Origin of the sequence: Vibrio kasasachensis, assembly GCF_050337565.1 — a bacterium.
In the GTDB taxonomy this organism is placed as follows: Bacteria; Pseudomonadota; Gammaproteobacteria; order Enterobacterales; family Vibrionaceae; genus Vibrio; species Vibrio kasasachensis.
This window is the reverse complement of sequence record NZ_JAKJTB010000020.1, coordinates 102,792-127,178: the sequence shown is the minus strand read 5'-3', so window position 1 is coordinate 127,178 and position 24,387 is coordinate 102,792. Positions and strand designations below refer to the sequence as shown.

General features: G+C 45.0%; 25 protein-coding genes. 5 read left to right on the top strand and 20 right to left on the bottom strand.

What is annotated here, in order from left to right; all coding sequences use genetic code 11:
- The first annotated feature begins 74 nt into the window (after positions 1-74).
- The gene (mnmC, locus tag L4C38_RS16895) at positions 75-2,087 is read left to right on the top strand and encodes a bifunctional tRNA (5-methylaminomethyl-2-thiouridine)(34)-methyltransferase MnmC2/FAD-dependent 5-carboxymethylaminomethyl-2-thiouridine(34) oxidoreductase MnmC1 (protein ID WP_428798727.1); all 2,013 of its coding nucleotides are present in this window, start codon (positions 75-77) and stop codon (positions 2,085-2,087) included.
- Positions 2,088-2,142: 55 nt separating this feature from the next.
- On the opposite strand, the gene L4C38_RS16890 is transcribed toward mnmC, so the two are convergent.
- From L4C38_RS16890 to L4C38_RS16880, 3 genes are all read right to left on the bottom strand, one after another.
- Positions 2,143-3,255 (bottom strand): serine hydrolase domain-containing protein, encoded by a 1,113-nt coding sequence (locus L4C38_RS16890; protein ID WP_428798726.1) that lies wholly within the window; start codon positions 3,253-3,255, stop codon positions 2,143-2,145.
- Positions 3,256-3,460: 205 nt separating this feature from the next.
- Positions 3,461-3,991: an NADPH-dependent FMN reductase gene (locus tag L4C38_RS16885; RefSeq protein ID WP_428798725.1), complete on the bottom strand. Its 531-nt coding sequence runs from the start codon at positions 3,989-3,991 to the stop codon at positions 3,461-3,463.
- Positions 3,992-4,099: 108 nt separating this feature from the next.
- A complete protein-coding gene (locus L4C38_RS16880) occupies positions 4,100-4,363 on the bottom strand; it encodes a YfcL family protein (RefSeq protein ID WP_428798724.1) in 264 nt (87 codons plus the stop codon).
- A gap of 154 nt (positions 4,364-4,517) precedes the next feature.
- Here L4C38_RS16880 and L4C38_RS16875 point away from each other — a divergent pair, with 154 nt between their 5' ends.
- Both L4C38_RS16875 and L4C38_RS16870 read left to right on the top strand, forming a co-directional pair.
- Positions 4,518-6,656 carry an LruC domain-containing protein gene (locus L4C38_RS16875; protein ID WP_428798723.1) on the top strand — a complete coding sequence of 713 codons (2,139 nt, stop codon included), beginning with the start codon at positions 4,518-4,520 and terminating at the stop codon, positions 6,654-6,656.
- A 17-nt stretch (positions 6,657-6,673) separates the two neighbouring features.
- The gene (locus L4C38_RS16870) at positions 6,674-7,111 is read left to right on the top strand and encodes a hypothetical protein (protein ID WP_428798722.1); all 438 of its coding nucleotides are present in this window, start codon (positions 6,674-6,676) and stop codon (positions 7,109-7,111) included.
- 54 nt (positions 7,112-7,165) lie between these two features.
- On the opposite strand, the gene L4C38_RS16865 is transcribed toward L4C38_RS16870, so the two are convergent.
- The gene (locus L4C38_RS16865; RefSeq protein WP_428798721.1) at positions 7,166-7,696 is read right to left on the bottom strand and encodes an elongation factor P hydroxylase; all 531 of its coding nucleotides are present in this window, start codon (positions 7,694-7,696) and stop codon (positions 7,166-7,168) included.
- A gap of 232 nt (positions 7,697-7,928) precedes the next feature.
- On the opposite strand from L4C38_RS16865, the gene L4C38_RS16860 reads away from it, so the two are divergent.
- A complete protein-coding gene (locus L4C38_RS16860; protein ID WP_428798720.1) occupies positions 7,929-8,552 on the top strand; it encodes a trimeric intracellular cation channel family protein in 624 nt (207 codons plus the stop codon).
- Between the two features lie 76 nt (positions 8,553-8,628).
- Here L4C38_RS16860 and aroC read toward each other — a convergent pair whose 3' ends face one another.
- Together aroC and prmB are read right to left on the bottom strand one after the other, a co-directional pair.
- Entirely contained in the window at positions 8,629-9,714 is a 1,086-nt protein-coding gene (gene aroC, locus L4C38_RS16855; RefSeq protein WP_428798719.1) for a chorismate synthase, read from the bottom strand.
- 180 nt (positions 9,715-9,894) lie between these two features.
- On the bottom strand, positions 9,895-10,827 hold the full coding sequence (gene prmB, locus L4C38_RS16850; RefSeq protein WP_428798718.1) for a 50S ribosomal protein L3 N(5)-glutamine methyltransferase: 933 nt from the start codon (positions 10,825-10,827) through the stop codon (positions 9,895-9,897).
- A gap of 72 nt (positions 10,828-10,899) precedes the next feature.
- Between prmB and smrB the strand changes: the two genes are divergently transcribed.
- Positions 10,900-11,430 (top strand): endonuclease SmrB, encoded by a 531-nt coding sequence (smrB, locus tag L4C38_RS16845; protein ID WP_428798717.1) that lies wholly within the window; start codon positions 10,900-10,902, stop codon positions 11,428-11,430.
- Between the two features lie 26 nt (positions 11,431-11,456).
- Here smrB and flhB read toward each other — a convergent pair whose 3' ends face one another.
- The 14 genes from flhB to fliF form a co-directional block, all read right to left on the bottom strand.
- On the bottom strand, positions 11,457-12,587 hold the full coding sequence (flhB, locus tag L4C38_RS16840; protein ID WP_428798716.1) for a flagellar biosynthesis protein FlhB: 1,131 nt from the start codon (positions 12,585-12,587) through the stop codon (positions 11,457-11,459).
- 20 nt (positions 12,588-12,607) lie between these two features.
- On the bottom strand, positions 12,608-13,390 hold the full coding sequence (gene fliR / locus L4C38_RS16835; protein ID WP_428798715.1) for a flagellar biosynthetic protein FliR: 783 nt from the start codon (positions 13,388-13,390) through the stop codon (positions 12,608-12,610).
- An 8-nt stretch (positions 13,391-13,398) separates the two neighbouring features.
- Positions 13,399-13,668 carry a flagellar biosynthesis protein FliQ gene (gene fliQ / locus L4C38_RS16830; protein ID WP_182109727.1) on the bottom strand — a complete coding sequence of 90 codons (270 nt, stop codon included), beginning with the start codon at positions 13,666-13,668 and terminating at the stop codon, positions 13,399-13,401.
- A 12-nt stretch (positions 13,669-13,680) separates the two neighbouring features.
- The gene (gene fliP, locus L4C38_RS16825; protein WP_428798714.1) at positions 13,681-14,556 is read right to left on the bottom strand and encodes a flagellar type III secretion system pore protein FliP; all 876 of its coding nucleotides are present in this window, start codon (positions 14,554-14,556) and stop codon (positions 13,681-13,683) included.
- Positions 14,543-14,935, bottom strand: coding sequence for a flagellar biosynthetic protein FliO (gene fliO, locus L4C38_RS16820; RefSeq protein ID WP_428798713.1), 393 nt, complete (start codon positions 14,933-14,935; stop codon positions 14,543-14,545). Before fliO ends, fliP begins: the two co-directional genes overlap by 14 nt.
- Before the next feature lie 3 nt (positions 14,936-14,938).
- On the bottom strand, positions 14,939-15,349 hold the full coding sequence (fliN, locus tag L4C38_RS16815; protein WP_428798712.1) for a flagellar motor switch protein FliN: 411 nt from the start codon (positions 15,347-15,349) through the stop codon (positions 14,939-14,941).
- Between the two features lie 23 nt (positions 15,350-15,372).
- Positions 15,373-16,422, bottom strand: a complete 1,050-nt coding sequence (gene fliM / locus L4C38_RS16810) for a flagellar motor switch protein FliM (RefSeq protein ID WP_428798711.1) — start codon at positions 16,420-16,422, stop codon at positions 15,373-15,375.
- A gap of 8 nt (positions 16,423-16,430) precedes the next feature.
- Positions 16,431-16,928: a flagellar basal body-associated protein FliL gene (fliL, locus tag L4C38_RS16805; RefSeq protein ID WP_428798710.1), complete on the bottom strand. Its 498-nt coding sequence runs from the start codon at positions 16,926-16,928 to the stop codon at positions 16,431-16,433.
- 54 nt (positions 16,929-16,982) lie between these two features.
- The gene (locus L4C38_RS16800; RefSeq protein ID WP_428798709.1) at positions 16,983-18,818 is read right to left on the bottom strand and encodes a flagellar hook-length control protein FliK; all 1,836 of its coding nucleotides are present in this window, start codon (positions 18,816-18,818) and stop codon (positions 16,983-16,985) included.
- 166 nt (positions 18,819-18,984) lie between these two features.
- Positions 18,985-19,434, bottom strand: a complete 450-nt coding sequence (gene fliJ / locus L4C38_RS16795) for a flagellar export protein FliJ (protein WP_428798708.1) — start codon at positions 19,432-19,434, stop codon at positions 18,985-18,987.
- A gap of 9 nt (positions 19,435-19,443) precedes the next feature.
- Positions 19,444-20,766, bottom strand: coding sequence for a flagellar protein export ATPase FliI (gene fliI / locus L4C38_RS16790; protein ID WP_428798707.1), 1,323 nt, complete (start codon positions 20,764-20,766; stop codon positions 19,444-19,446).
- Complete coding sequence (gene fliH / locus L4C38_RS16785) at positions 20,766-21,566, bottom strand: flagellar assembly protein FliH (RefSeq protein WP_428798706.1); 801 nt, start codon at positions 21,564-21,566, stop codon at positions 20,766-20,768. Before fliH ends, fliI begins: the two co-directional genes overlap by 1 nt.
- A 27-nt stretch (positions 21,567-21,593) precedes the next feature.
- On the bottom strand, positions 21,594-22,649 hold the full coding sequence (gene fliG, locus L4C38_RS16780) for a flagellar motor switch protein FliG (RefSeq protein WP_428798705.1): 1,056 nt from the start codon (positions 22,647-22,649) through the stop codon (positions 21,594-21,596).
- Positions 22,642-24,387 (bottom strand): flagellar basal-body MS-ring/collar protein FliF, encoded by a 1,746-nt coding sequence (gene fliF, locus L4C38_RS16775; RefSeq protein ID WP_428798704.1) that lies wholly within the window; start codon positions 24,385-24,387, stop codon positions 22,642-22,644. Before fliF ends, fliG begins: the two co-directional genes overlap by 8 nt.

Below are 24,387 nucleotides of genomic sequence, written 5' to 3'. Positions count from 1 at the left end.
GAAGTGGTCAGCTTTCACTGAAAACCGTACAATCAGCACAACTTTACTGTCAATAATCACAAATATTAGACATTATGACTACGATAACCAATGCCAAACTAGACTGGAACGAAGTGGGAACCCCTGTTTCAGATCAGTTCGATGACGTTTATTTTTCTAACGTAAACGGTCTAGAAGAGACTCGTTACGTCTTCCTTAGCCAAAATAATCTTCCACAAAGATGGCAAGAATATGACCAACGCCGCTTCGTGATTGCCGAAACAGGATTTGGCACAGGGTTAAATTTTTTAGCTGTATGGCAATGGTTCGAGCAGTTTAAACAACAAAACCCTAAAGCACCACTCCAAGAGCTGCACTTCATCAGTTTTGAGAAATATCCTCTGAGCTCAGCCGATCTTGCTAAAGCGCATCAATCTTGGCCTGAACTCACCAAATATGCCGAGCAACTGCAACGTCATTACCCTATTGCCGTACCTGAATGCCATCGTATTGTTCTAGCTGATGGCGCAATCACGCTCGATCTATGGTTTGGCGATATCAAAGACTGCATGCCATTAGTGCCAGTGCCCGAACACGGTGTTGTCGATGCATGGTTCCTTGATGGCTTTGCACCAAGTAAAAACCCAGAAATGTGGAACCAAAGCTTATTCGATGGCATGGCGAAGCTCGCCAAAATAGATTGCAGCTGCGCAACATTCACTGCCGCTGGTTTTGTGCGTCGAGGCTTGATAGAAGCTGGCTTTGATATGAAAAAGGTCAAAGGCTTTGGTACCAAGCGTGACATGATTGCCGGTTGCCTGCTAGAGCGGAAAGCGAATAGTAATATCAAACCATGGTTCCATCGTTCAGCCAGCCCTGTACACAAGCACATCGCGATTATTGGTGGTGGTATCGCCAGTGCTGCACTCGCGAATACACTCGTACGCCGTGGTCAAAAAGTGACCCTGTATTGCCAAGATGAACAGGCCGCAAAGCGCGCATCAGGCAATCGACAAGGCGCGGTATACCCGCTATTGAATGGCGCACACCATAACGTCTCTCGCGTATTTGCTCCAGCGTTCTTATTTGCCCGTCAATTTGTCGACCAAGCAGCAGAACAATTCCCATTTGATCACGATTGGTGTGGGGTGACGCAATTAAAATGGGACGATAAATCAGCGAGTAAACTAGACAATATGCTTGAAGGTCACTTCGACCCTCAACTGATTAATAGTCTGGATGCAACACAAACCAGCCAGACTATTGGCTTGCCGATAGATATGGCTAGCGTGCACTATCCACTTGGCGGTTGGCTATGTCCCGCAGAGTTAACCCAAGGCTTGATTGAACACTTAGATAAGAATGAGCAATTTGAAGCAAAATTTGCACATAAAATTGATGTGTTAGAGCAAGTTGAAAGCAATTCTTGGCAACTACAATCCAATGGCGAAACTTTCCAGCATGATTGTGTAGTAATTGCTAATGGCAACGAGTTTGCCTCTTTCTCACAAAGCAAAGACATTCCTCTCGGGCAGGTAAAAGGGCAAGTGAGCCATATTCCAACGACTGATTCATTAACCAAACTGAAAACTGTGTTGTGTTACGACGGCTATATGACACCTGTAAACCCAAACAACCAACACCATTGTATTGGTGCAAGCTACGATCGTAGTCAGTTGAATTACTTATTTGACCCAGTCGCGCAAAAAGAAAATGCAGATAAACTACGTCACTGTGTGCCAAATCAGCCTTGGGCGGATGAGGTTGATAGTTCAAGTAATCAATCTCGCCAAGGTATTCGTTGTGTAAGTCGTGATCACCTGCCATTCATTGGCAATGTCGGCAATTTCGAGAAAATAAAATCGGCTTACGCCAATTTGAGTGACAGCACACGGCATGCAGCTACAACACCTCATTATGCCAACCTGTACTGTTTTCTTGGTTTAGGCTCTCGTGGATTGAGTTCAGCGCCGTTGATGGCAGAAATACTAGCGTCACAGATTTGTGGTGACCCACTGCCATTGCCCGTCGATTTACTCGAGCAATTAGACCCTAGTCGTATGTGGGTACGTAAGCTAAGAAAAGGTAAAGAGATCAAAGCGCAATAAGATAATTGCAGCATTGGCGTTAAATAAACCGTTAATGCTGCAAAAAATCACAAATTCACCTCACTTTGAAATCATCAATATCAAATGCTCTGTCATAATAAATGTCCAAAATCCCCACTAGCACATTGTGGTGATTTGTAGCGCTGCCATTTAAGATAAGCGCAATGGAGACATCATCATCCTCAAAATAGCCATATATCGAGCGAATGCCGTCAATAGCCCCCATATGTCCATACATCATTCGATAGTGAAAAGGAATGGGAGACAAACCTTTACCATGTTGTTTCGAGATACCTTTCATAGTATGAAATGACTCTTCAGAAACCAGATCACCATTAAACAAAGCATTGGCGAATAACGTCAAATCTTTTGGGGTTGAGATCATTGACCCTGAGCCTCTTACGTACGTATGAGAACAATCGAAAGACTTTGACCAATTACCATTGACCAAATAATAAGAGTCTGAATAACCTTCACAAGATACAGAGCCACAAAAAGAAGTCTGCGTAAGTTTGGCTTTCTCAATGATATTTGACTCTAATAGCTCGTCATATATTTTACCTGTAACCTGCTCGATAATACCGGCTAACAATACATAATTAGAATTCGAATACTCGTTACTTACTCCAGGCGGTAGTGATGGACGATGACTTGCAATGATTTCTACCAACTCCTCTGGCGTGTAGTCTTGTTGGCAACTGGCTTCTAAATTGGGGGCATTTGTATAATTAAATATACCGCTCCAATGGGACAAAAGCTGTTCAATCGTGATTAAGTTTGCGTTTGGAATCTCGGGATAATAATCAGACAGTCGGGAGGATAAGCTCAACTTCCCTTGCTCAATCAATTGGAAGACTAATACAGCAGTGAAACTCTTCGAAATAGACGCGATTTTATAACGAGTATCTGAGGTGGCTAGAGTTTTCGTATCAGGCAAAAACCACCTCTCAGAGAGTTGCGAGTAGCCCGTCTGATTGATGTAGGTCGATTTGCCCTTCTCATTGATTGCTACACTTAACATTGCTAAATCATTATCAGCAAGCATCGTTAAGAATCGGTCTAGCTTTTCCCTATCAAAACTTCGGCTTGCCATTGCACCATTTGACATCAGTAAAGAGCAAAGCATCACGGTAAAAAACGTAAATTTGTTTATTTTTTTATTTATCAAGCCAACTACTCCATAAGCACAATAAACTCAATTAATTAGCATTAAACAATATCATTACTGTTAATCAGTCATTATTGAGCTTTATTAGAGCGATGGATATTTGCGAAAAACATCACGAATCAACATTGATTCAAAAATATAAAGCCAAATACATTCTTTGCGTTTGGCTTTAATCTTTAAACTATGCAGAATAATCAGATTTATATTACTTTTTCAACAACTGACCTACTGCTTGTTTGAGCTGTTCAACAATTTGATGATCGTTAAATACACCGTTTTCAATGTCAAACTTGTCATAAAAACTGACAACCGATAATGAAGCTTTCAATTGAGCGCCAAAAAACGCAGCGGAACCTAATGCTGTCGTCAACACGTTATTTGCACCTCCAGGGCCAGGAGAAGTAGATAAGTAGATCGCCGGCTTGTGTTGAAAGACTTCGCGTTCAATACGCGATGACCAATCAAATAAATTCTTATACGCTGCGGTGTAAGTGCCGTTATGTTCTGCGAATGAAATCACCAAGGCATCCGCTTGAGCAATATCTGCCAAAAAAGCTTTTGCCCCTTCTGCTTGACCAATTTCTTTCTCTGTATCTTCACTAAAAATAGGGACGGGATAGTCATTAAGGTCGAGTACTTTCACCTCTGCACCTGGGACAAGATGGGCGGTATAGCTGGCAAGTGTTTTATTAATAGAGGCTGAGCTGGTTGACGCTCCAAAAGCAACAATGAGCATTGTGGTTGTTCCTTATTCTTTCTGTTCCTAAGACTTAGCATAGAAAGAGAGTGATAAAGCAACAACCACATATGTTTGAAAGGGTGTCGAGATCGACGTAATCCGTGATTAGGCGTTGTTTGCCAACTCCAGCCACAAATCATTTACGATGCATCTATCCGCTGGCGTTAGCTCCGAACGAGCTTGTTCTAGGCTAGCCACAATGCGCTGCTTTAACTCTTCAACATCATTAATTCCGTCTTCTTCGCATGAAGCTGCCGACAGCGAAATGTGACCACGTAAGTACCCACCTGCAAAAAGTTCATCATCCGATGCAGACGCAATGCGCTCATCGATCAGCTCGAGTAGCTTTTCTTCAAATTCAATAATCATGTTGTGCTAAATCAACTCAGTTTGATTCTCAAAAAGGATGCCGAAGCTTCTCATATTGAGAAAATGAACGCAAACCCTATATATAACAGGGCTCAAGCATATGGCACACACTATGCAACTCTTGGAATAAGTCGAACAACTCTGAGAAAAAACTATGCCTGCAAAGCTTTCAAAACTTGGCTCTCTGTTGGCCAGTCTTGTCGCATCATTCGTGACATTGTCCAGTCATGCACAACTGCCATTCAGCGATTGCCCGACTGAAGCATTCTTGATCCAAAACCCGTCTGGAACCCCTGTGGCTTATGGTGTGAACATTGACTTAGGTAGCTACATCACACTCAATTCTACTTTAGGCTCTGCTAAAATTAATGCGGTGGGTTATAGCCAACATGATGACTTCATCTATGGTTGGGACTATGGGGCAGCTTCTCTCGCATTGATCGATAGTACATTTACTAAGTATACCCTTTCCATAACCAAACCCGCAGGAGCACCGAGTTCAATTTATGTCGGTGATGTGTCATTGGCAGAAAATGCTTGGTACGGCTACCGACCGAATTATGGTCTTTATCGTATATCTCTCGATTCACTCCAAATGACTCTTGTATCGCCATCTAGCCAATTTGGTAACCCTGCAATCTATGATTTGGCCTTTCATCCAGACAACTCACTCGCTTATAGTATCGATGGCAATGGTTACCTATGGGAGATTAATGTCGGTAATGGAACAGCCACTCGATTAAACCAGTTATTAGACAAAAATCAGCTCGGCTACAAGCTAACATTCGGCGCTGTCTACTTCGATGTTGATGGCAATTTATACGCCAGCAATAATAGTAATGGCTTTATATTCCGTGTATCACTTAATGGTCTTGAGTCAACTGCGAGCTTTTTTGCTTACGGCCCTTCCAGCAACTCTAACGACGGAGCCCGCTGCGCTTTAGCACCAGTGGAGCCAAGTCAATACACAGATTTTGGTGACGCTCCCGATAGCTACCATACTTCATACGCCAACTCAGGGGCTCGTCATGGAATCTCATCCCTGGTTCTAGGTACGCTGATTGATGGTGAAACTGATGGTAGCCCCTTCCCTCTTAGCGATGATAGTTCTGATGGCAACAACGACGATGATGGTGTGCAGTTCCCTGTACTTATGCAAGTCGGAAGAACAAGTAAAATAATCGTTACTGTAAACGGTTCTTCCGAAAGTAGTGTGCTCAACGCATGGATAGATTTTAACCATGATGGCAACTTTGATGCCGATGAAATCATAATGACAGACAAGCCCGTGTCCAATGGTAGTCAGGATGTATTCTTCTCAGTTCCTCCTTGGGCGCAAGCTGGACAGACTTGGGCAAGGTTCCGATTAAGTGAAATCTCAGGTATTGGTCCTTCCGGCGGCGTTCCGACAGGCGAGGTTGAAGATTATACCGTTGATATTACCGAAGAAGGCGTAGTAACTGAGCTTTATCCAAGCGGTGCTGATTTCACGACTTTCGCTTATGAAGATCAGTACCCTATTGCGGGTGACTACGATATGAACGACGTACTCATGAATGTTAAATTCACGGAGTATCATCTGGATGGTTCTATTATTCGCATAAAAATGGAAGGGAAAATTGCAGCACTAGGTGGCGATTATCACTCTGGTTTTGCCATTCGACTTCCTGGCATACCGCCAAGCGATATCAAAGATGAATTGATCGAGCTCATAATTAACAACCAAGTAGTCAATTCAGCCGTATTAGAATCCGATACAAATGATGCCGTACTTATCGTACATGAAGATTTATGGGATGTGACTGAACCGGGTGAAGCCGAAGGCTGCTCCATGTTTCGAACCCAAACCAATTGTGGAACCAGCTATCGTCCGACGTGGCAACTCACCGTCACTATGCGCAATGCAATTGCCGGCGATCAAATGCCTGATTTCCCTTATGACCCATTTATTTTTGCTTCACCCGGTCACTACTATGGCGAAATTGGGCATCAATTAACTGGCGGCTACCCAGAACGAGGGTTGGAAATCCATCTTAAAAACAAAGCACCAACCAGCAAATTTGACACTCGTTACAAATCACTAGGCAGTGACGCATCAAGTGGTGATACGCACTTTCATACTGCCAACGGCTTACCTTGGGCGATAGAAATCCCACTCACATGGCAGCACCCGCTAGAACAAGTCAATATTCTCGAGGCTTACAGCAATTTTGATGATTTTGCCTCAGACCCAACGGGGCAAACCTCGTCAACTTGGTACACCGAGCCAAACAACAATATTTACGTCGACTAGGATTGGGGGAAAATAAAATGAAACAGCATACGACATGGTTAATTCTACTCAGCTTAAGCCTTGTAGCCTGTGGTGGTGGCGGCGATGGTGGTGGCAACACAACAAGCCCATCGCCAAGTAGCAGTTCATCTTCTCGTTCTCTTAACGAGTTAGTTATAGCTAGCGACAATGATCTTTCATCCACTTATCAGCTCACGGTCGATGTAAACCTAACGCAATTGGCTGGCAAAGAAGTGTATATCGTCATTTGTGAAAACAACTCAGAGACAATTGATTACAACAAGTGTTTTGTTAAAGCCAGCCTCGATGATGGTGTAGGAATCTTCGAACTGCGGCTCCCCAATCATCAACAGTCACTTATTGCAGAAATTTCACCAATGGAAGCAAATAGCAGCCCACTAACGTTCATTTGGCAGTATGACAACCAAGCCCAGAGCATTTGGCTCATTCCATAACGAAAATAGAAAATCCCCAGCAATGGGGCTTCTACTTTTAGCCAATATCAAAATCTACTTAACTTGGAACATCTCTGCTGCTAATGGCGGAATATGATAAAATTCACGTAGTGCTTCCGACAGAGTCAATACTCTCGGAGGTATTCCCTGCTCTAAAATACTCAATACTTCAACGTGAACTTTGCGCATAAACATAAGGCGATCAGGCTCAAAAGCGCCATTGAGATTATCGCAGCTCACCGTGAATGGAAAACCAGCACTTAACGATAGAATCCACTCGTAAGCTTGCGGGCGTATTTCTGCTTTTTCAAATTCTGCTTGTACTTGCTCTGTTCGACCATCAGGCTCATACCAATAGCCAAAATCTTCTAGCAAGCGACGCTCCGGACCCGCTACACACCAATGAGCTATTTCATGTAAACTTGAAGCATAAAATCCACGTGCAAAAATAATGCGGTGATAGCCGTGATCATTATCTGCGGGCAGATAAACCGGTTCATCTCCACCTAACTCAAGTTTGGTATTGTAGCTTTGATAAAAGGTGTCATTAAAAATTTTTATTAAATCGAGATAGTCGTGTGTCATGTTCACTTGCAATTAAATACCGTTTCAACACTGGCATTCTCGCACTTTTATTTACAATTGCAAAACGCCTTCACCGCCAACAACATTAGAAATATTTATCTGAAAAACGTTTTCGCAACCAACAAAACTCATTCGCCTTTCCGTATAACAACCACTAAAATCTCCGTTTTGCTTTATAAGATACAAGCGGTCTATCCGCTAAGTCTGTTCCTAGATAAATTGAGTAATCGTTATGCTATTGAGCGTGTTATACATTATCGGTATCACTGCAGAAGCGATGACAGGCGCACTTAGTGCTGGTCGTCGTAAAATGGATTGGTTTGGCGTGATGTTGGTTGCGAGCGCTACCGCGATCGGCGGGGGTACCGTGCGCGATATTTTACTCGGTCACTACCCATTAGGCTGGGTGAAAAACCCTGAATTTCTCGCGATTACGTGTATTGCCGGAGTTCTCACGACTGGCTTAGCTAAGTGGGTAATAAAATTCAAAGGTCTATTCATTCGTCTTGATGCGCTTGGTTTGATTGTTTTTAGCATCATAGGTACCAAAGTTGCCATCGGTATGGGTTTGCACCCTGGTATCTGTATGGTGTCCGCGTTGGTTACCGGCGTGTTTGGTGGTTTGTTGCGTGATTTGATCTGTCGTCAAACCCCATTAGTACTGCATGAAGAACTTTATGCTTCAGTATCACTGGTTGCTTCTGGCTTGTACTTAGCTCTATTGGAATTTGGTGTTGATGATGTAACCACGACTATCGCGACGTTAGTGGTGGGCTACCTTATGCGTATGGCTGCTGTTCGCTTTAAGTGGCGTCTGCCTTCTTTTCATTTAGATAGTGACGACCCACTGCACTAACTTCCCTTACCATATCGCAGCCACAAAAAAGCCAATCGGTCAGATTGGCTTTTAGCGTTATATGCACAATTGGCAGTTAAATTTTTGGTGTCTCGGTTTGTACACCATAGTTTTGACCGCGGTGGCGCAGCAAGTGATCCATCACCACAATCGCTAGCATCGCCTCAGCGATCGGTACAGCTCGAATACCGACACAAGGATCATGACGACCTTTAGTAATAAGCTCTGTTGGTTGACCTTGTCTGTCAATCGTCTTACCGGGAACGGTAATGCTTGATGTTGGTTTTAAAGCGATATTGGCAACAATCTCTTGCCCGGTAGAGATACCGCCAAGAATGCCACCGGCGTGGTTACTAGCAAAGCCTTGTGGCGACAAAGCATCGCGATGCTCACTGCCTTTTTGCTTAACCACATCAAACCCGTCACCGATTTCAACACCTTTCACTGCGTTGATGCTCATCAGAGCGTGGGCAATATCAGCATCTAAGCGATCAAATACTGGCTCACCTAGACCCACAGGTACGTTCGTCGCAACCACTTGAATCTTAGCGCCAACCGAATCACCTTGTTTTTTCAAATCCCGAATCAGTTGGTCAAAGGCATCTACTTTATCAGCATCTGGGCTAAAGAATGGGTTGTTTTCAATCTCATTCCAGTCGACCTTTTCTATCGCCACGTCGCCCATTTGCGCTAAATAAGCGCGAATCTCTACACCAAACTCTTGTTTAAGGTATTGTTTTGCTATCGAGCCCGCTGCAACACGCATTGCGGTTTCACGTGCGGACGAACGACCACCACCACGATAATCGCGAACACCATATTTTTGATGGTAGGTATAATCTGCATGACCAGGACGGAATTTATCTTTGATCTCGGAGTAGTCTTTTGAGCGTTGGTCGGTGTTTTCGATCAATAGACCAATGGATGTGCCCGTGGTTTTACCTTCGAAGACACCCGACAGGATTTTAACTTGGTCTGGTTCTCGGCGCGCAGTGGTGTAACGAGACGTGCCCGGTCGACGACGGTCAAGATCAACTTGAATGACCTCTTCTGAAATATCTAACCCCGGGGGACAACCATCTACGATACATCCTAGTGCGATACCGTGACTTTCTCCGAATGTTGTCACTCGAAAGTGTTGTCCGATACTATTTCCTGCCATTACTACCCCAATATGAACGCTGCAAATACATGATTTACCGCGTTCCTTCCTGTTATTCGTGTTTTTATAGTCGCTTTATTACGATTTGATGTAAACCCCCAAATCACAACAATTTTGACTTTTTCGTAACGAAAAACGCCATGCAATTGCATGGCGTTAAAACAGAACTCTAGCTGATTATTAATCTTTATAAAGCTTAAAATCTTCTGCACATTCGACAAGTTGATCACGTGTTAGCATAAAGACACCATGACCACCATTTTCAAATTCTAACCATGTGAATGGAATATGTGGGTACTGCTCCATCATATGCACCATTGAGTTACCTACTTCACAGATCAGAATACCTTTCTCTGTGAGGTAATCAGGTGCATTAGACAAAATGCGACGGACCAATTTCAAGCCATCTGTACCCGCAGCTAAACCCAGTTCAGGCTCATGAGTAAATTCTATCGGCAAGCTGTTCATGTCTTCCTCATCCACATAAGGAGGATTCGACACTATGATGTTGTATTGTTCTTTGACTAAATCTCGGAATAGATCAGAGCGGATTGGGAACACTTGTTGCTCCATGCCGTGATCTTGAACATTTTGCTCAGCCACTTGCAGCGCGTCAGTAGAAATATCAATCGCATCTACTTCCGCTTCTGGGAATGCGTACGCACAAGCAATCGCGATACAACCGCTGCCAGTACATAAATCCATAATGCGCACTGGCTCTTCGATCAACCATGGCTGGAATTCAGCTTGGATAAGCTCACCGATTGGCGAACGTGGTACTAAAACGCGCTCATCGACAAAAAATTCTAATCCACAGAACCACGCTTTATTGGTTAAGTAGGCCGTTGGCGTGCGCTCGTTAATGCGTTTTACAACACGTTCAACAACGCGCATGCGCTCACTGGTGGTTAAGCGCGAGTTGAGAACATGTGGAGGCACATCTATTGGTAGATAAAGGGTTGGCAGGATAAGCTGAACCGCTTCATCCCACGCATTATCTGTACCTTGACCATAAAACAGATTCGCAGCATTAAAGCGGCTTACTGTCCAACGAATCATATCTTGAAGCGAATATAATTCTGATACCGCTTCTTCTACAAAAATCTTATCCAAAATAGTCTCCGAAAAGCGCTACAATACTGCTAATACAAATTAACGATGCTTAACAACACTAATTTTATACCCATGAACGAAAAAGACACTAACGCTGACGACGATTTCGCCCTTTTTAAGGATGCAGTACAAGGCGTAAAAAAGTTGCCACAGGATACCATAGTCCAGCAACCAAAAAAGAATACTAAGCAAAAAGAAATCACGCGCACAGCGCGCGAAAGTAGTGACGCTGAGTTTTATTTCTCGGATGAGTTTGTGCCGCTGTTGAGCGACGATGGACCAACGCGTTATGCGCGTGATGACGTTTCCACATACGAAGTGAAGAGACTGCGTCGTGGCGTATACGTACCGGATGTATTTTTAGACATGCACGGCATGACTCAAGTAGAAGCCAAGCGCGAACTGGGGGCGATGATTGCCTATTGCGTAAAAAATGAAATCCATTGTGCTTGTGTTCAACATGGTATTGGTAAGCACATTCTCAAACAAAAAGCGCCACTCTGGTTAGCGCAACACCCTGACGTAATGGCCTTCCATCAAGCACCTCTAGAATATGGCGGCAACGGTGCGCTACTGGTATTGCTCTCTATTCCCGAAAAGTAACAGCGGGCATTCAGCAACAAGCAAGCTTACTGTCTCAGATCTGGTGGAATTTCTAGCTCTGACGGCTTTAGGTTTGGTCGTTGACCACCGCGCTTACGGTATTGCTTAAGCTGGAATACATACGCCAGCACTTGCGCCACCGCGGTAAATAATCCATCTGGGATCTGTTGTTCAAGTTCTGTCGAATGGTATAGGGCGCGGGCTAATGGCGGTGCGGGTACAATATAGATATCGTGCGCGCGCGCGATCTCTCTGATCTTCAATGCCATATGGTCAACCCCTTTAGCAACCACAATAGGCGCACGATCCTTTGATTGGTCGTAACGCAATGCTACCGAGAAGTGCTCAGGGTTGGTCACGATAACATCCGCTTGAGGGACTTCAGCCATCATGCGTCGCTGGGCAGCTTCACGTTGAAGCATACGAATACGACCTTTCACTTCCGGCTTACCTTCTGTTTCTTTGTATTCGTCTTTTATCTCTTGCTTGGTCATTTTCAACTGGTTAGCGTGTTGCCAAATCTGAAAAGGAATATCAATACCAACCACGATCAGCAGCGAACAACTGATCAACAAAATGAAGTTAAGCAGAATATCCAATGCATGAAAAATGTTTTGCGGAAAAACATCCAAACTCAGTTGGAATAAATCCTCTTTCGCTGCGTTGATCAAATAAAACGCCATACCAGAAACCAGCGAAACTTTTAAGATTGATTTAACCAACTCAACCCAACTTTGCATCCCAACCATACGTTTAAGACCGCTAAGCGGGTTCATTTTTGACAATTTAGGCATTGCCGCTTCAGCAGAAAAACTTATCCCGCCCAGCCCAGCAGCGCCAGCCAATGCTGCGACGAATAGCACCACGAGAATCATCAATAAGGGCAAAATCAGCGCAGTAAGAGAACCTAAGGCTATATCAAACAATTTCGTTTGATCGAACACCTCCTCTCGAGTGAGATCGAATAGCCGCCCCATAACACTGTACAACGCGCGCGCCAAGTCGTCGCCAAACCACATCAAAGCGATAGACCCAACTACTAATACCGAAACTGACGCCAACTCTTTTGACCTTGCAACCTGCCCTTTCTCTCGGGCCTGCTGCAAGCGCTTGGGCGTGGCGTCTTCGGTACGTTCTGCACCGTCTGATTCTGACAATTCAGTCTCCTAGCGCGACACTAACAATCTAAACGAATAAAACGACAAATTTGCTGCTCACCTTGTAGCCATATCAATTCGTAGTGATTAAACAATCCACCAATGATGTACCAGCACAACAGCAAGCCAACAATCAAGGCAAAGGCAAAACCCAACGAAAAAATGTTTAGCTGTGGTGCAGCACGAGTCATAACACCAAATGAAAGGTTGATGGTTAACAAGGCAATAATACCCGACAGCGACATACTCAGCGCCAATTTAAACATGGTACCGAGCCATAAGGCTAACTCTCGAAAATCAACCGCGGTGAGTGTACCTGAGCCAATGGGTAATGATTTGAAACTCATCACCACCAGCATCAACATTTTTAGATGACCATCAGTAGCCAAAAAGAACATGGTCGCCAGAAACATAAACAATTGACCAAGCAGCGGCGTATTTTGACCGTTCGCAGGGTCAACCATGGAAGCAAAACCCAAGCTCGATTGCATACCTAAGATCTGCCCCAAGATAACAAAAACCTGAATCATGAATTGGGTCACGGTACCCATTGCGACACCAATCACCAATTGCTCTAGCAGTACCATAAAGCCCTCAAAAGAGAGTAGCTCAATGGATTGTGGTACTTGAGGAATGGCTGGCATGACAGCAAAAGTGATGGCTAAGCCGAGGTATAACCTAATTTTGGTTGAGACAAAACGAGCGCCCGTTACCGTCATCACCATCAGCATGGCAGAAATACGAGTGTACGGCCAAAAGTAATTGGCTATCCACTCTAAAACGATATTCGCGGGATATTCCATCGCCTAACCTAATAAAGAACTTGAGGCAAACGCTCAATGATGGAGTAGAAGTACTCCGTCATCATTTGGGTCATCATGTGACCAAAGAACATCAACGCCAGCAGCGTCACCACTAAACGTGGCAAGAAGCTTAGTGTTTGTTCATTGATTGAGGTCGCCGCTTGGAAAACGGCAACCACTAAACCAATCAACAAACTGGGGATCACAATGGCGCACACCATGATCAGAACCATCCACAGTGCGTCACGAAATAGCTCAACAAACATTTCAGGAGTCATGATTTTCTCCCGCTACAAGGCAAAACTGCCAGCTAAGGTGGAGAGTATTAGATTCCACCCATCAACTAGCACAAATAGCATCAATTTAAATGGCAAAGACACGATCATCGGCGAGAGCATCATCATACCCATCGCCATCAGAACTGATGCCACCACCAAGTCGATGACCAAAAATGGCAAAAACAGCATAAAACCAATCTGGAATGCCGTTTTTAATTCTGACGTGATAAAGGCAGGGATAAGCACTGCCATTGATACATCTTCAGGGTTTTCAGCGGTTGAACCGGAAATATTAACGAACGTCTCTAAATCTTTCACTCGGGTTTGTTTAAGCATGAAATCCTTCATAGGGATCTGTGCTAAATCAAATGCACCACGGGCAGAGATCTGCTCATTAATATAAGGTTGAATCGCAGTATCGTTTATCTTGGTCAAAACTGGAGACATAATAAAAAAGGTCAAGAAAATCGCGATACCGATGATGACTTGGTTTGATGGTGTCTGCTGCAAACCCATGGCTTGGCGCAAAATCGACATCACCACCACAATGCGAGTGAACGAAGTCATCAAGATGACCATTGCAGGCAAGAAGCCTAGCATTGTCATCAAGGCTAAAATTTGTAAATTGACCGAGTAATCTTCAGTACCGTCGGTATTGGTGGTCACAGTGAATGCTGGAATTCCCCCACCACCAGAACCAATCAATGAACTAGTCGATATAGTTTTTGCTGCGCCCTGCTCTCGCTCCATAGCCGAGACGGTTACCGAATTAGAGGCGACATTATTATTTACTGGCGTTTGCAGCTCTTCAGTTGCATAAGTGAAGGCTGATACCATCGCCAACATCAACGCCAGCAAAAGCGTCGCAATGCGATTATTTTTTGTCATTCTTTTTCAATAGCTGAGTCAGTTGGTTTGCAAATGGACTGGCTGCTAGCTCCTCCTGAGATAAAGGTTTATCCAGTTTAGAAATCAGTTGGATTGATTGAGGAGTAATGCCTACCAAAAACTGCTCTTCTCCGGCTTGAACAATCACAATTCGCTCACGTGTGCCAACTGCAATTTGTCGCACGACACTTAACCCCTTTTGATTGGCCATGGTGGGTACGCGCATACGCTTTAACAACCAAGCCATCAGTAAAATAAGGGCTATAACGAACAAGAGCGACCCAAACGTGGTCGCCCAATCAAACTGGTTAGGTGGCGCTGAAGACGCCGCCATTACCGAAGGAGATAACAGTAGTAGCCACAAATAATTCGGCTTCATAAGTTACCTAAGCTTCTTAATTCGCTCAGTTTGGCTAATTACATCAGTCAAACGAATACCAAACTTGTCGTTTACCACAACAACTTCGCCATGAGCGATAAGTGTACCATTCACCAATACATCGAGAGATTCACCCGCCAAACGCTCAAGCTCCACTACCGACCCTTGGTTCAATTGCAATAAGTTGCGAATACTGATTTGTGAGCGACCAACTTCCATCGAAATCGTTACAGGGATATCTAATATCGTATCGAGCTTACGACGCTCGTCATCTGAAATTGGCGTAGAGGTATCTTGCAGCTCATCAAACTGCGCAGCCATCACTTCATCAACGTCAATATCGGGTGCACTCGGATCTTCACCTAATGCTGCCGCCCATTCGTCGGCTAGTCTTTGATCGTCACTTGGTTCCATACCTAAATACCTATCTAATCGATTTAATCTTCAATTTCACCGTCATCTTGCTCTAACTCAGAAATTACGTCTTTTCCAAGGAAAGCAATATCGGTTTTCACCACATCTGGGCGTCTAATTTTTTCTGAAACTTGAACGGCTAATTTTTCGCCTGAACGCCCCATCTTAACTCGATAGGTTGGCAGTTCTTCAACAAACATTACCGCATGTTTTGGCATCTCAATCGGGATGATGTCGCCAGGTTGCAACTCCATCAAATCTCGCAATGAAATGTCTTTTTCGAGTAAATCAACACGGAAGTTTACCGGCACGTCCATGATCTCTTCGCGTAAAGCTGAGCTCCAACGGACATCGGTTTCCATTTTGTCCGATTGCACACCCGCATCAAGCAATTCGCGGATCGGTTCGACCATCGAGTAAGGCATCACCATGTGGAAATCACCGCCACCGCCATCCACTTCAATATGGAATGAACTCACTACGATAACTTCGGTTGGGCTAACTATGTTCGCCATGCTCGGGTTTACTTCTGAGTCGAGATATTCGAACTCAACTCCCATCACCGGAGACCATGCTTCTTTGTAATCTTCAAAGACAATTTTCAGCAGAAGCTGGATGATACGACGCTCTGTTGGGGTAAATTCACGCCCTTCGATACGAGCATGGAAACGACCATCACCACCAAAGAAATTCTCTACTAAAATAAAGACTAATCGAGCTTCCATGGTAACCAGCGAGGTACCTTTAAGCGGTCTAAAGCGCACCATATTCAAACTGGTCGGCACGTAGAGTGTATTTTGGTACTCACCAAACTTCATCATCTGCACACCGTTGATCGATACTTCTGCGGTTTTACGCAGCATATTGAACAAGCTTATACGCATATGACGAGCAAAACGCTCGTTAATGAGTTCGAGCGTTGGCATTCGACCACGAACAATTCTGTCTTGTGACGAGAAGTCAAAGTCTACCGCATCTGTATCACTGACGACCTCATCATCATCGACGTCATCAACATCATCTACGCCATGCAGCAGCGCATCAATTTCGTCTTGGCTTAATAAATCGGTCACACTAATTCCTACTGAATAACAAAATCAGTGAACAGCACTCTTTCAATTACTGGCTGTCCTACTGCGCGAGTTAAACTCGCTTTAATATCTTCGGTTGCTTTTTTACGCAGTTCTACACGCCCATTGGCACTGCGTAATTGATCAACAGTGGCAGAAGCAAATGTTGCCAACAGCGAACTTTCAATCAACGGTGAGTGGTAACGAGCTAAGTTTTCATTGTCGATACCGCGCACCATCAGCTGTACATTAATTTGGACTAGACGATCTTTCTTATCACCCGTCACGTTGAACAAAAATGGCTGCGCTATATTCACGTATGACACTGGCAGCTCAGCTGAAGCGGCCGAAGCTTGTGCTGCAGAGCCGCTCTCTGCACTGTCGCTAGAACCCATCAAAAAGAATGCAGCCGCACCACCGCCAACAAGTAGCACGAGTACTGCAACAACAATTATGATCAGTTTTCCTTTGCCTTTTGGGGCTTCACTTGTGATTTCTTCTGCTGCCATAGTCTAAGATTCTCTAGCCAATCAATCCGTTAATACCATCTCTAATGGCATAGTCTAAGCGTAATAACTAATTCCATCACGCTTTGATGCCACATTCAAATCAAGTTTGACGTCAGGTTCAAGGTTTTCTTCACCATTGGTGCTCTGAATGCTGTTACCTTGACCAGTTCCATCCTCGTTAGAGGTAGCGTATTGCCCTTGTTGCTGCCCTGAAGCTTGTTGTTGTACTGACGTATCACCAAGTTGCAGCCCCTGTTGAGCCAGCATTTCACGTAGTCGAGGCATCGCTTGTTCAACTATATCTCGAGCCTGTTGGTTAGCGACCGTAAAATGCACTGTGGCATTATCGCCATTCATATTCATGCGAATCTGCATGCGACCTAGCTCAGGTGGGTCTAGGCGAATATCGATATTCTTCAAGTTTTTCGACATCATCATCTGAATGCGTTCAGACACTTGCTCGCTTGCCATCTCTCGGTTCAATTGCATAGTCGGTTGAGGCTGTGCTGTTGGCTCTGCTCTCACCAGTCCATTAACACTATTTTGCCCAGCTGCTTGACCCAACTGTTGTGCAAATGAAGCTTCTACACCATTATTGCTCGTCTCACCTTGCTGTCCTATTTTGCCAAGCGTTGCAGCAGCCTTTGCTCCCATTGTCGCTTGTAGTATTGCTTGTTCAGGTTTGACGGCTAGCGCTACACTCGCTTGTAGCTGCTGTACTGCCGAAAGATCCATTGGGGTCGCAGGTGTCAAAACACTCGCATTAGTCGCTGACGAAGTTTGATTGGTGCCTTGCGTTTGAGCAGCTGCCAAATTAGCTTGTAGCTGCTGATTAGCCGCAGCCTGATGAATCACAGGTTTATTCGCTTGCTTATCCAATACGTCATCGCTGACAGGTTTTGTCACTTCATTGGTCGACGTAGAGGTCGATTGCCATGCAATAGCTGCTGGTTGAACGGCTTCTTCACTTAACTCGCTGTTCAAATCATCCATCGATTCATTCAGTTTTACTTCACCTTGGGTGACCGTCACTTCACCTTCAGTGGCGACTGCTGTGCCATTTGCTTGTATTTGGTCAGCCGGTATTTGACTGGCTTGAATTGCAGGCGTCGCCACTTCCACGGCTTCTACTTCCGTAGCTTCTACTACTTCTCCAGCAGGGGCTACACCACCTTCAATCGCAACAGAGAGAGATTCTCCCTCTGCCGGTAGCAACTCAGAGGCCTGCGTAGCATTAGCTTCGATAGTTTGATTGTCAGATAAAGCTAGAACTGATGAAGTCGTCAGGGTTTCTTCGACTGGCAATGGAGATGACGATGTCTGCTGCGACTGATCCACTTGTTGTTGTGGCAAAGTGTTGCCGTCTACCTGTTGCAATGCCTTGCTAGACTGGTCTAGTCGCCCAAGCAGCTCTTCGCTCTCAGCGACGGTTTGTTCAACCTCAGAACTCATCAATTTTTGTTCGTCAGCGTTTTCGATAAATTTTTCTAGTTCTTTAGGGATAACGACCGCTTTATCACCGACTGTTTTTTCATTGGTAGATTGACCATCTTCGGCGTTTTCATGGCTTACTTTCTTAGCCAGTGCAGCCTCTCCTTCTTCGCTAAGTTCAAGGTTGGCTTCACTCTCAGCTGAATTTAATACTGCATCCGTGCTTTTTCCAGCGGTGGCATCAATCTTAACCGCGTCGTCTTCGCTCGTTTCTTCACTGTTTGTCTCGACAGCGACATCCGTCGTCTCAAGTTCAGCTTTGCTCTCGCCTTTGAGCATCGCGGTCAACTTTGCAAAAAAGCCCTCAGCTTCAGAAGTCTCATCCGAAGACGTGGTTTTTTCACGGCCCCCTTTGGTGAGCTTGGTTGATTCTGTAGCGGATGTTAAATTCACATTCATGGGCGCTGACTCGCTTTTTACTGACTGATCCAATCACAGTGTTCTTGGTGGTATTCAATATGCTGGCTTGTTCTGCTTATCCAGACCAGCCCGCACTCTATATTTGATTAAAAAAGAAACACCTAACTAAGCCTTAAATAAGCAAAAATCGCGCCAATACCTTGCTTTACTCTAACCGGTTTGAATGACGTCGAGAATATTGCAGCGTAGAGAATTCATCCAACAGCTTCTGCTCTCGAATGTTCTCCAAACGTTGCTTCTCTGTTTGTTTTTTCTCAATCAGCCATTCATATGAACGACGCTGCTTCCTACACTCAAGCCAATGATTCTCGCAACTTTCGACTTGGTCTTTAAAATGGGATTCAGCTTGCTTTTGTTTTGATAGCGTATTGTCTAGCGTGGTGAGGAATCGGTTTAAATGAGTGTATTGGCTTGCAGTCAGCCCTTGCTTACCGCGGTCAATTAACTGTTGGCAATAATCTAAACGATACTTTTCGATCTGCTGTAGCTGCAAGTAGTAACCATCTAGTTCAGTGCGTGCTGTTGTGAGCGCGAGTACTGCTTGGTTCTCGCGTTCTTTCGCCTGTTCAACTAAAAAGCCAAGTGCGTTATCCATAGCTTATGCTTACTCCCCTTTCAACAATCGTCCGAGCATATTGACGCACATGTCGTACGGCACACTCTCTTTCATGCTTTGCTGTAAGAACATATCCAACTTAGGTTTGAGAGTGAACGCGCTATCAATCGCCAGATCAGTGCCTGGTTTATATGCTCCAATCGAAACCAAGTCTTGGTTCTTACGACAAATTGACAACACTTGACGTACTGCTTTCGACATCAGCATATGCTCATCGGTAGTGATCTGTGGCATAACACGGCTAACAGACTTTTCAACATCAATCGCAGGGTAGTGACCAGCATCAGCCATTTCACGTGATAACACGATGTGACCATCCAAAATAGCACGAGAAGCATCCGCTATTGGATCTTGTAAATCATCACCCTCGGTCAATACCGTAAAGAATGCGGTTATAGAACCTTGTTCAGGGCTACCATTGCCCGCTCGTTCAACCAGTGCTGGCAATTTGGCAAACACCGATGGTGGGTAACCTTTGGTTGCTGGCGGTTCACCAACAGAAAGCGCTATTTCACGTTGAGCTTGAGCAAAACGAGTCAATGAATCCATCAATAGCAGAACATCTAAACCTTGATCTCGGAAGTATTCTGCGATGGTCAATGCGGTTTGGCACCCTTTTAAACGCATAAGGGGGGACGAATCGGCTGGTGCCGCTACGACCACCGAGCGCTGACGTCCATCGACACCTAAAATTTCTTCGATAAATTCTTTAACTTCTCGTCCACGCTCACCGATAAGACCAACCACCACAACTTGCGCTGTCGTGCCTCGTGTCATCATACCCAGCGTCACCGATTTACCCACACCGGAACCAGCAAAGAGACCAATACGTTGACCTTTACCTACGGTCAAAAGACCATTAATCGCCTTCAGACCAACATCTAACGGTTCACTAATAGGTTTACGTGATAATGGGTTGATAGGTTCTGCGTTAAATGAAGCGCGTTTCTCAGTGTAGATCGGCCCTAAACTATCAAGTGGATTGCCCACACCATCAATGACACGACCCAGTAACTCCATTCCTACCGGCAAACCTACCTCACTGGTGAGAGGGGTGACTTTAGCCCCCGGTAATACGCCGGTAATTTGTTCACTTGGCATCAAAAACAGGTTATCACCAGAAAAACCCACCACTTCAGCTTCCATTTCACCTTTCATGGTTTCAACTGTACACAAGCTACCAATCGGTGCACGGCAACCCGTTGCTTCAAGGGTTAAACCAACCACCCGAACTAACTTACCAGACGCGACTGGTCGGCAAGTTAACCCTTGTGTTTTGTATTGGGAGAGGCGATCAGCCAGTGCGAGCACTATTCACCACCTTGATAGCGGTTAACACCACAAAAGCTTTTTAGTACTGTGCGAATACGCTCTTCCATTCGATAATTAACACTGGATTCACCCGCCTCAATCTGAACATCACCTCGGTTGAGCGCAGGTTCAGCGACCAGCGTCCAATTACGGAACTCTAATGATTCTTCACCATAGGAAGAACGGATAATTTCGACATCATCTGGATGCAGCTTAAGGGTGATAGCGTGTCCAGAAACAGGCAGTGCTTCTACCGATTGTTTTATGGTATCGAGAATAACTTGTGGGTTTGTCTGTACTTCAACATGAACAACCTCTTTGACTAAGGTTAAGACCATGTCGACTAACTGTCTTTCAACTTGAGCGTTCATTAACTCAAGCGGCTGAGCAAATTGATTAGCAAGACCGACAAAGGTTTGTACTTGCTGCTGAATGAACTCTTGTCCAGCGGCTACACCTTCAATTTTTCCGGCTTCAAGACCTTCTTGCAGCCCCTCTTCCACACCTTGCTCTTTGCCTTTTTCGTAACCTTGTTTAAATCCAGCTTCTTGACCTTGATGCAAGCCTTCTTGATAGGCTTGTTGCTTGATAAGCTCAATGTCTTCATCAGTCAATTCGACTGGCACCTCTTCCTCTGGTTCAGAGAAACTCGGCACCCAAGCTGGATCGTAATTCATTGCGGTTTCACGAGCTTGTGAGTGCCTAGAAGGCGTGTAGTCAGGTAAGCCCCATTTTTGTGCTTTTTCGACTTGTTGATCGTCATCGAGACGCAAAAAGCCGCGTTTTCTATCACCTGACATGATTATTCCCCTTGCAACAGCAATTAATTATAGGAATTCGTCGGCACCGCCAGAGAGCATTAACTCACCAGCGTCTGCCATGCGACGCGCAATCGCCAACACTTCTTTTTGCGCAGCTTCAACATCAGAAACTTTAATTGGAGGCATTGCTTCTAGATCGTCACGCATCATTTCAGCAGCACGTTTCGACATGTTCTTGAATACTTTATCTCTTAGACCGTCATCAGCACCTTTCAGTGCACGCTGCAGAACATCTTGTGGTACGTCACGCAATAGCTTCTGAATACCTTGGTCGTCCACTTCGATAAGGTTCTCGAATACAAACATAAGATCTTGAATTTGAGTTGCCATATCTTCGTCTTGATCGCGAATCTGCTCCATCAAGACACCTTCTACATTGTTGTCCATGTAGTTCATGATCTCGGCGGCTGCTTTCAGGCCACCAATCTTGGCAGCTTGAGCACCCGCTTGACCAGCGAACTGCTTCTCCATGATCTCATTCAACTCAGCCAATGCCGATGGTTGAACTTCTTCAAGGTTGGCAATACGCATCATCAGATCGAGGCGGTCGCGTTCAGCAAACTGTGACAATATTTCCGCTGACTGGTCCGGATCAAGGTAGGAAAGAACGATAGTTTGTATCTGTGGGTGTTCGTTGATAATGATGCTGGCCACTTGACGTGGGTCCATCCATTTCAATGAATCAAGACCTTTAGAACCAGTACCTAACAGAATTTGGTCAACAAGATTATTTGCTTTATCTTGCCCTAACGCCGCTACAAGGGTATTTCGCATGAAGTCTTCACTGCCCATACCAATGTTGGTGTACTTCTGAATGTCTTCCAAGAAAGCACGATGAACCGCGCCTACTTTATCTTGACTAAGATCAGCAGCGCGCGCCATCGCACTACCAACACGTTGGACTTGTTTTGGTTCCAAGTGGCGAATGATTCCAGCCGCATCTTCTTCATTCAAACTCAGCAATAAAATAGCAGCACGCTCTTCACCGGGAATGGTTGAGATATCCACGGTGTTTTCAATGACTTCGCCGCCTTGGGCTTGAGGTACGATTTCGTTAGGCATCTTTCATCCAGTTTTTAACAACTTGCGCCGCTAACTCTGGCTCATTTGCCACAAGTGCACGCACAGCTTTCAATACATCTTCATCTTTATGGAGATTTGGCAGATCAATACTAGAGCCAAACTCAAACAGATCGCCACCATCAAGATCACCACCAATCAAGCTGGTTTCACCACCCGCTCCAATTGGTAAGCCATCTGGACCGTACATTTGATCTTCTTCTTCCGCTGCTGGGTTAAGAAGTTTCTTCATTGCAGGACGAACCAGTACCACAATTACAATAATAATAACGAGGGCACTCGCTAACCAACGAATCCAATCGTTGAAATTCGGATGTTCCCAAATTGGTGCATCAACAACAGCATCCATCTCTGGCTCTGCAAATTGCATACTAAGCACATTCAGCAAATCACCCCGGGCTTGACTAAAACCCACCGCACCAATAAGCACTTGGCGGATAGAGTTCAAATCGACTTCAGACAGAGGTTGGTAGCTGGTATCACCCGTTTCTGGATTGACGATCGCGCGGTTTTTAATCGCTACCGCGACAGTTTGGCGATTAACAACGCCCGTTTGGCGACGCTCGTGGCTAATGGTGGTATCAAGTTCAAAGTTGCGCGTAGCCTCTTTATGCACTGAACCTTGCCCAAGTACAGAGCCGTCCTTCATTTGCGCCACATCTTGTGGAATTGAGGCATCGGCAGGTGGTTGATTACTCAAAGCACCAGGAACTCCAGCCACCACGTTGCCATTGTTGTAATCTTCGAGAGTGTATTCACTGCGCGTTGATGGCGTATTAGGATCAAAGCTCTTGCGAGTTTGCTCTACGGCGCTGAAGTCGAGTTCAATATCCACCTGCGCGGTATAGTTACCAAAGCCCAGAATAGGAATAAGTACCGAGTCAATTTTATCTCTTAATGCGGCTTCTTGTTTGCGCTCTAATTCATGCTCTTTACGGCGAGCCATTGACGCTTCATCTTGAGAACCAGAACTGAGCAAGCGCCCATGTTGGTCGGTTACCGTAACGCGACTTGGCTTCATACCCGGAACGGCGCTAGAAACCATATCAACAATAGAATCAACTTCCCCTTGTTTGAGAGCATTACCGGATTTAAGGGTTAAGAAAACCGAAGCCGACGCTTCTTGATTATGACGAACAAAGACACTTTGTTTAGGCAACGCAAGTAACACGCGTGCTCGGCGAACTTGAGTCATCTCTTCCATTGTTTTTGAAAGCTGACGCTCACGGCTGAGCTTCAAACGCTCTAATTCAAGGCGTTGGGAAACACCAAAGCCCATATCTTGCAATAAGATATCATCACCCGCTTCCGTCGCTTGATTAAGTCCAGCGCGAGCAAGATTGAGCTTTAGACTGTTGTATTCACTGGTAGGAACAAGGATGGTGTTACCTTCAAGCTTGTATCCTTGTTTCTGTTGATCAAGATGATCGAGTATTGGGATAAGCTCTTCAGTTTCATAAGCGCCAAGAGGACGCATTTCGGGTTCTTTTACCCAAAAAAATAGCATTACAATGAGCGCGACACAGATCGAAATAGACAGTACTAACACGACCTGACGCATCAGATCGAGGTCACCAACTGCCAAGTCAAACTTAGAGCTGCTCTTTTCATCTAAATCGGGATTTTGCCCACCACCGTCTAAGTCATTGTGCGCAACAAGTGCACTGCCTGATGAAGAATCGGATAAAGCTAAGTCTGTTGACTGGTTTTGTTCAGACAC

What these genes read in the sequence shown, in the direction of transcription:
- mnmC (WP_428798727.1), top strand. Translation starts at nt 75, where the DNA reads ATGACTACGATAACCAATGCCAAACTAGACTGGAACGAAGTGGGAACC.
- L4C38_RS16885 (WP_428798725.1), bottom strand. Translation starts at nt 3,991, where the DNA reads ATGCTCATTGTTGCTTTTGGAGCGTCAACCAGCTCAGCCTCTATTAAT.
- L4C38_RS16880 (WP_428798724.1), bottom strand. Translation starts at nt 4,363, where the DNA reads ATGATTATTGAATTTGAAGAAAAGCTACTCGAGCTGATCGATGAGCGC.
- L4C38_RS16875 (WP_428798723.1), top strand. Translation starts at nt 4,518, where the DNA reads ATGCCTGCAAAGCTTTCAAAACTTGGCTCTCTGTTGGCCAGTCTTGTC.
- L4C38_RS16870 (WP_428798722.1), top strand. Translation starts at nt 6,674, where the DNA reads ATGAAACAGCATACGACATGGTTAATTCTACTCAGCTTAAGCCTTGTA.
- L4C38_RS16865 (WP_428798721.1), bottom strand. Translation starts at nt 7,696, where the DNA reads ATGACACACGACTATCTCGATTTAATAAAAATTTTTAATGACACCTTT.
- L4C38_RS16860 (WP_428798720.1), top strand. Translation starts at nt 7,929, where the DNA reads ATGCTATTGAGCGTGTTATACATTATCGGTATCACTGCAGAAGCGATG.
- aroC (WP_428798719.1), bottom strand. Translation starts at nt 9,714, where the DNA reads ATGGCAGGAAATAGTATCGGACAACACTTTCGAGTGACAACATTCGGA.
- smrB (WP_428798717.1), top strand. Translation starts at nt 10,900, where the DNA reads ATGAACGAAAAAGACACTAACGCTGACGACGATTTCGCCCTTTTTAAG.
- fliR (WP_428798715.1), bottom strand. Translation starts at nt 13,390, where the DNA reads ATGGAATATCCCGCGAATATCGTTTTAGAGTGGATAGCCAATTACTTT.
- fliQ (WP_182109727.1), bottom strand. Translation starts at nt 13,668, where the DNA reads ATGACTCCTGAAATGTTTGTTGAGCTATTTCGTGACGCACTGTGGATG.
- fliP (WP_428798714.1), bottom strand. Translation starts at nt 14,556, where the DNA reads ATGACAAAAAATAATCGCATTGCGACGCTTTTGCTGGCGTTGATGTTG.
- fliO (WP_428798713.1), bottom strand. Translation starts at nt 14,935, where the DNA reads ATGAAGCCGAATTATTTGTGGCTACTACTGTTATCTCCTTCGGTAATG.
- fliN (WP_428798712.1), bottom strand. Translation starts at nt 15,349, where the DNA reads ATGGAACCAAGTGACGATCAAAGACTAGCCGACGAATGGGCGGCAGCA.
- fliL (WP_428798710.1), bottom strand. Translation starts at nt 16,928, where the DNA reads ATGGCAGCAGAAGAAATCACAAGTGAAGCCCCAAAAGGCAAAGGAAAA.
- L4C38_RS16800 (WP_428798709.1), bottom strand. Translation starts at nt 18,818, where the DNA reads ATGAATGTGAATTTAACATCCGCTACAGAATCAACCAAGCTCACCAAA.
- fliJ (WP_428798708.1), bottom strand. Translation starts at nt 19,434, where the DNA reads ATGGATAACGCACTTGGCTTTTTAGTTGAACAGGCGAAAGAACGCGAG.
- fliH (WP_428798706.1), bottom strand. Translation starts at nt 21,566, where the DNA reads ATGTCAGGTGATAGAAAACGCGGCTTTTTGCGTCTCGATGACGATCAA.
- fliG (WP_428798705.1), bottom strand. Translation starts at nt 22,649, where the DNA reads ATGCCTAACGAAATCGTACCTCAAGCCCAAGGCGGCGAAGTCATTGAA.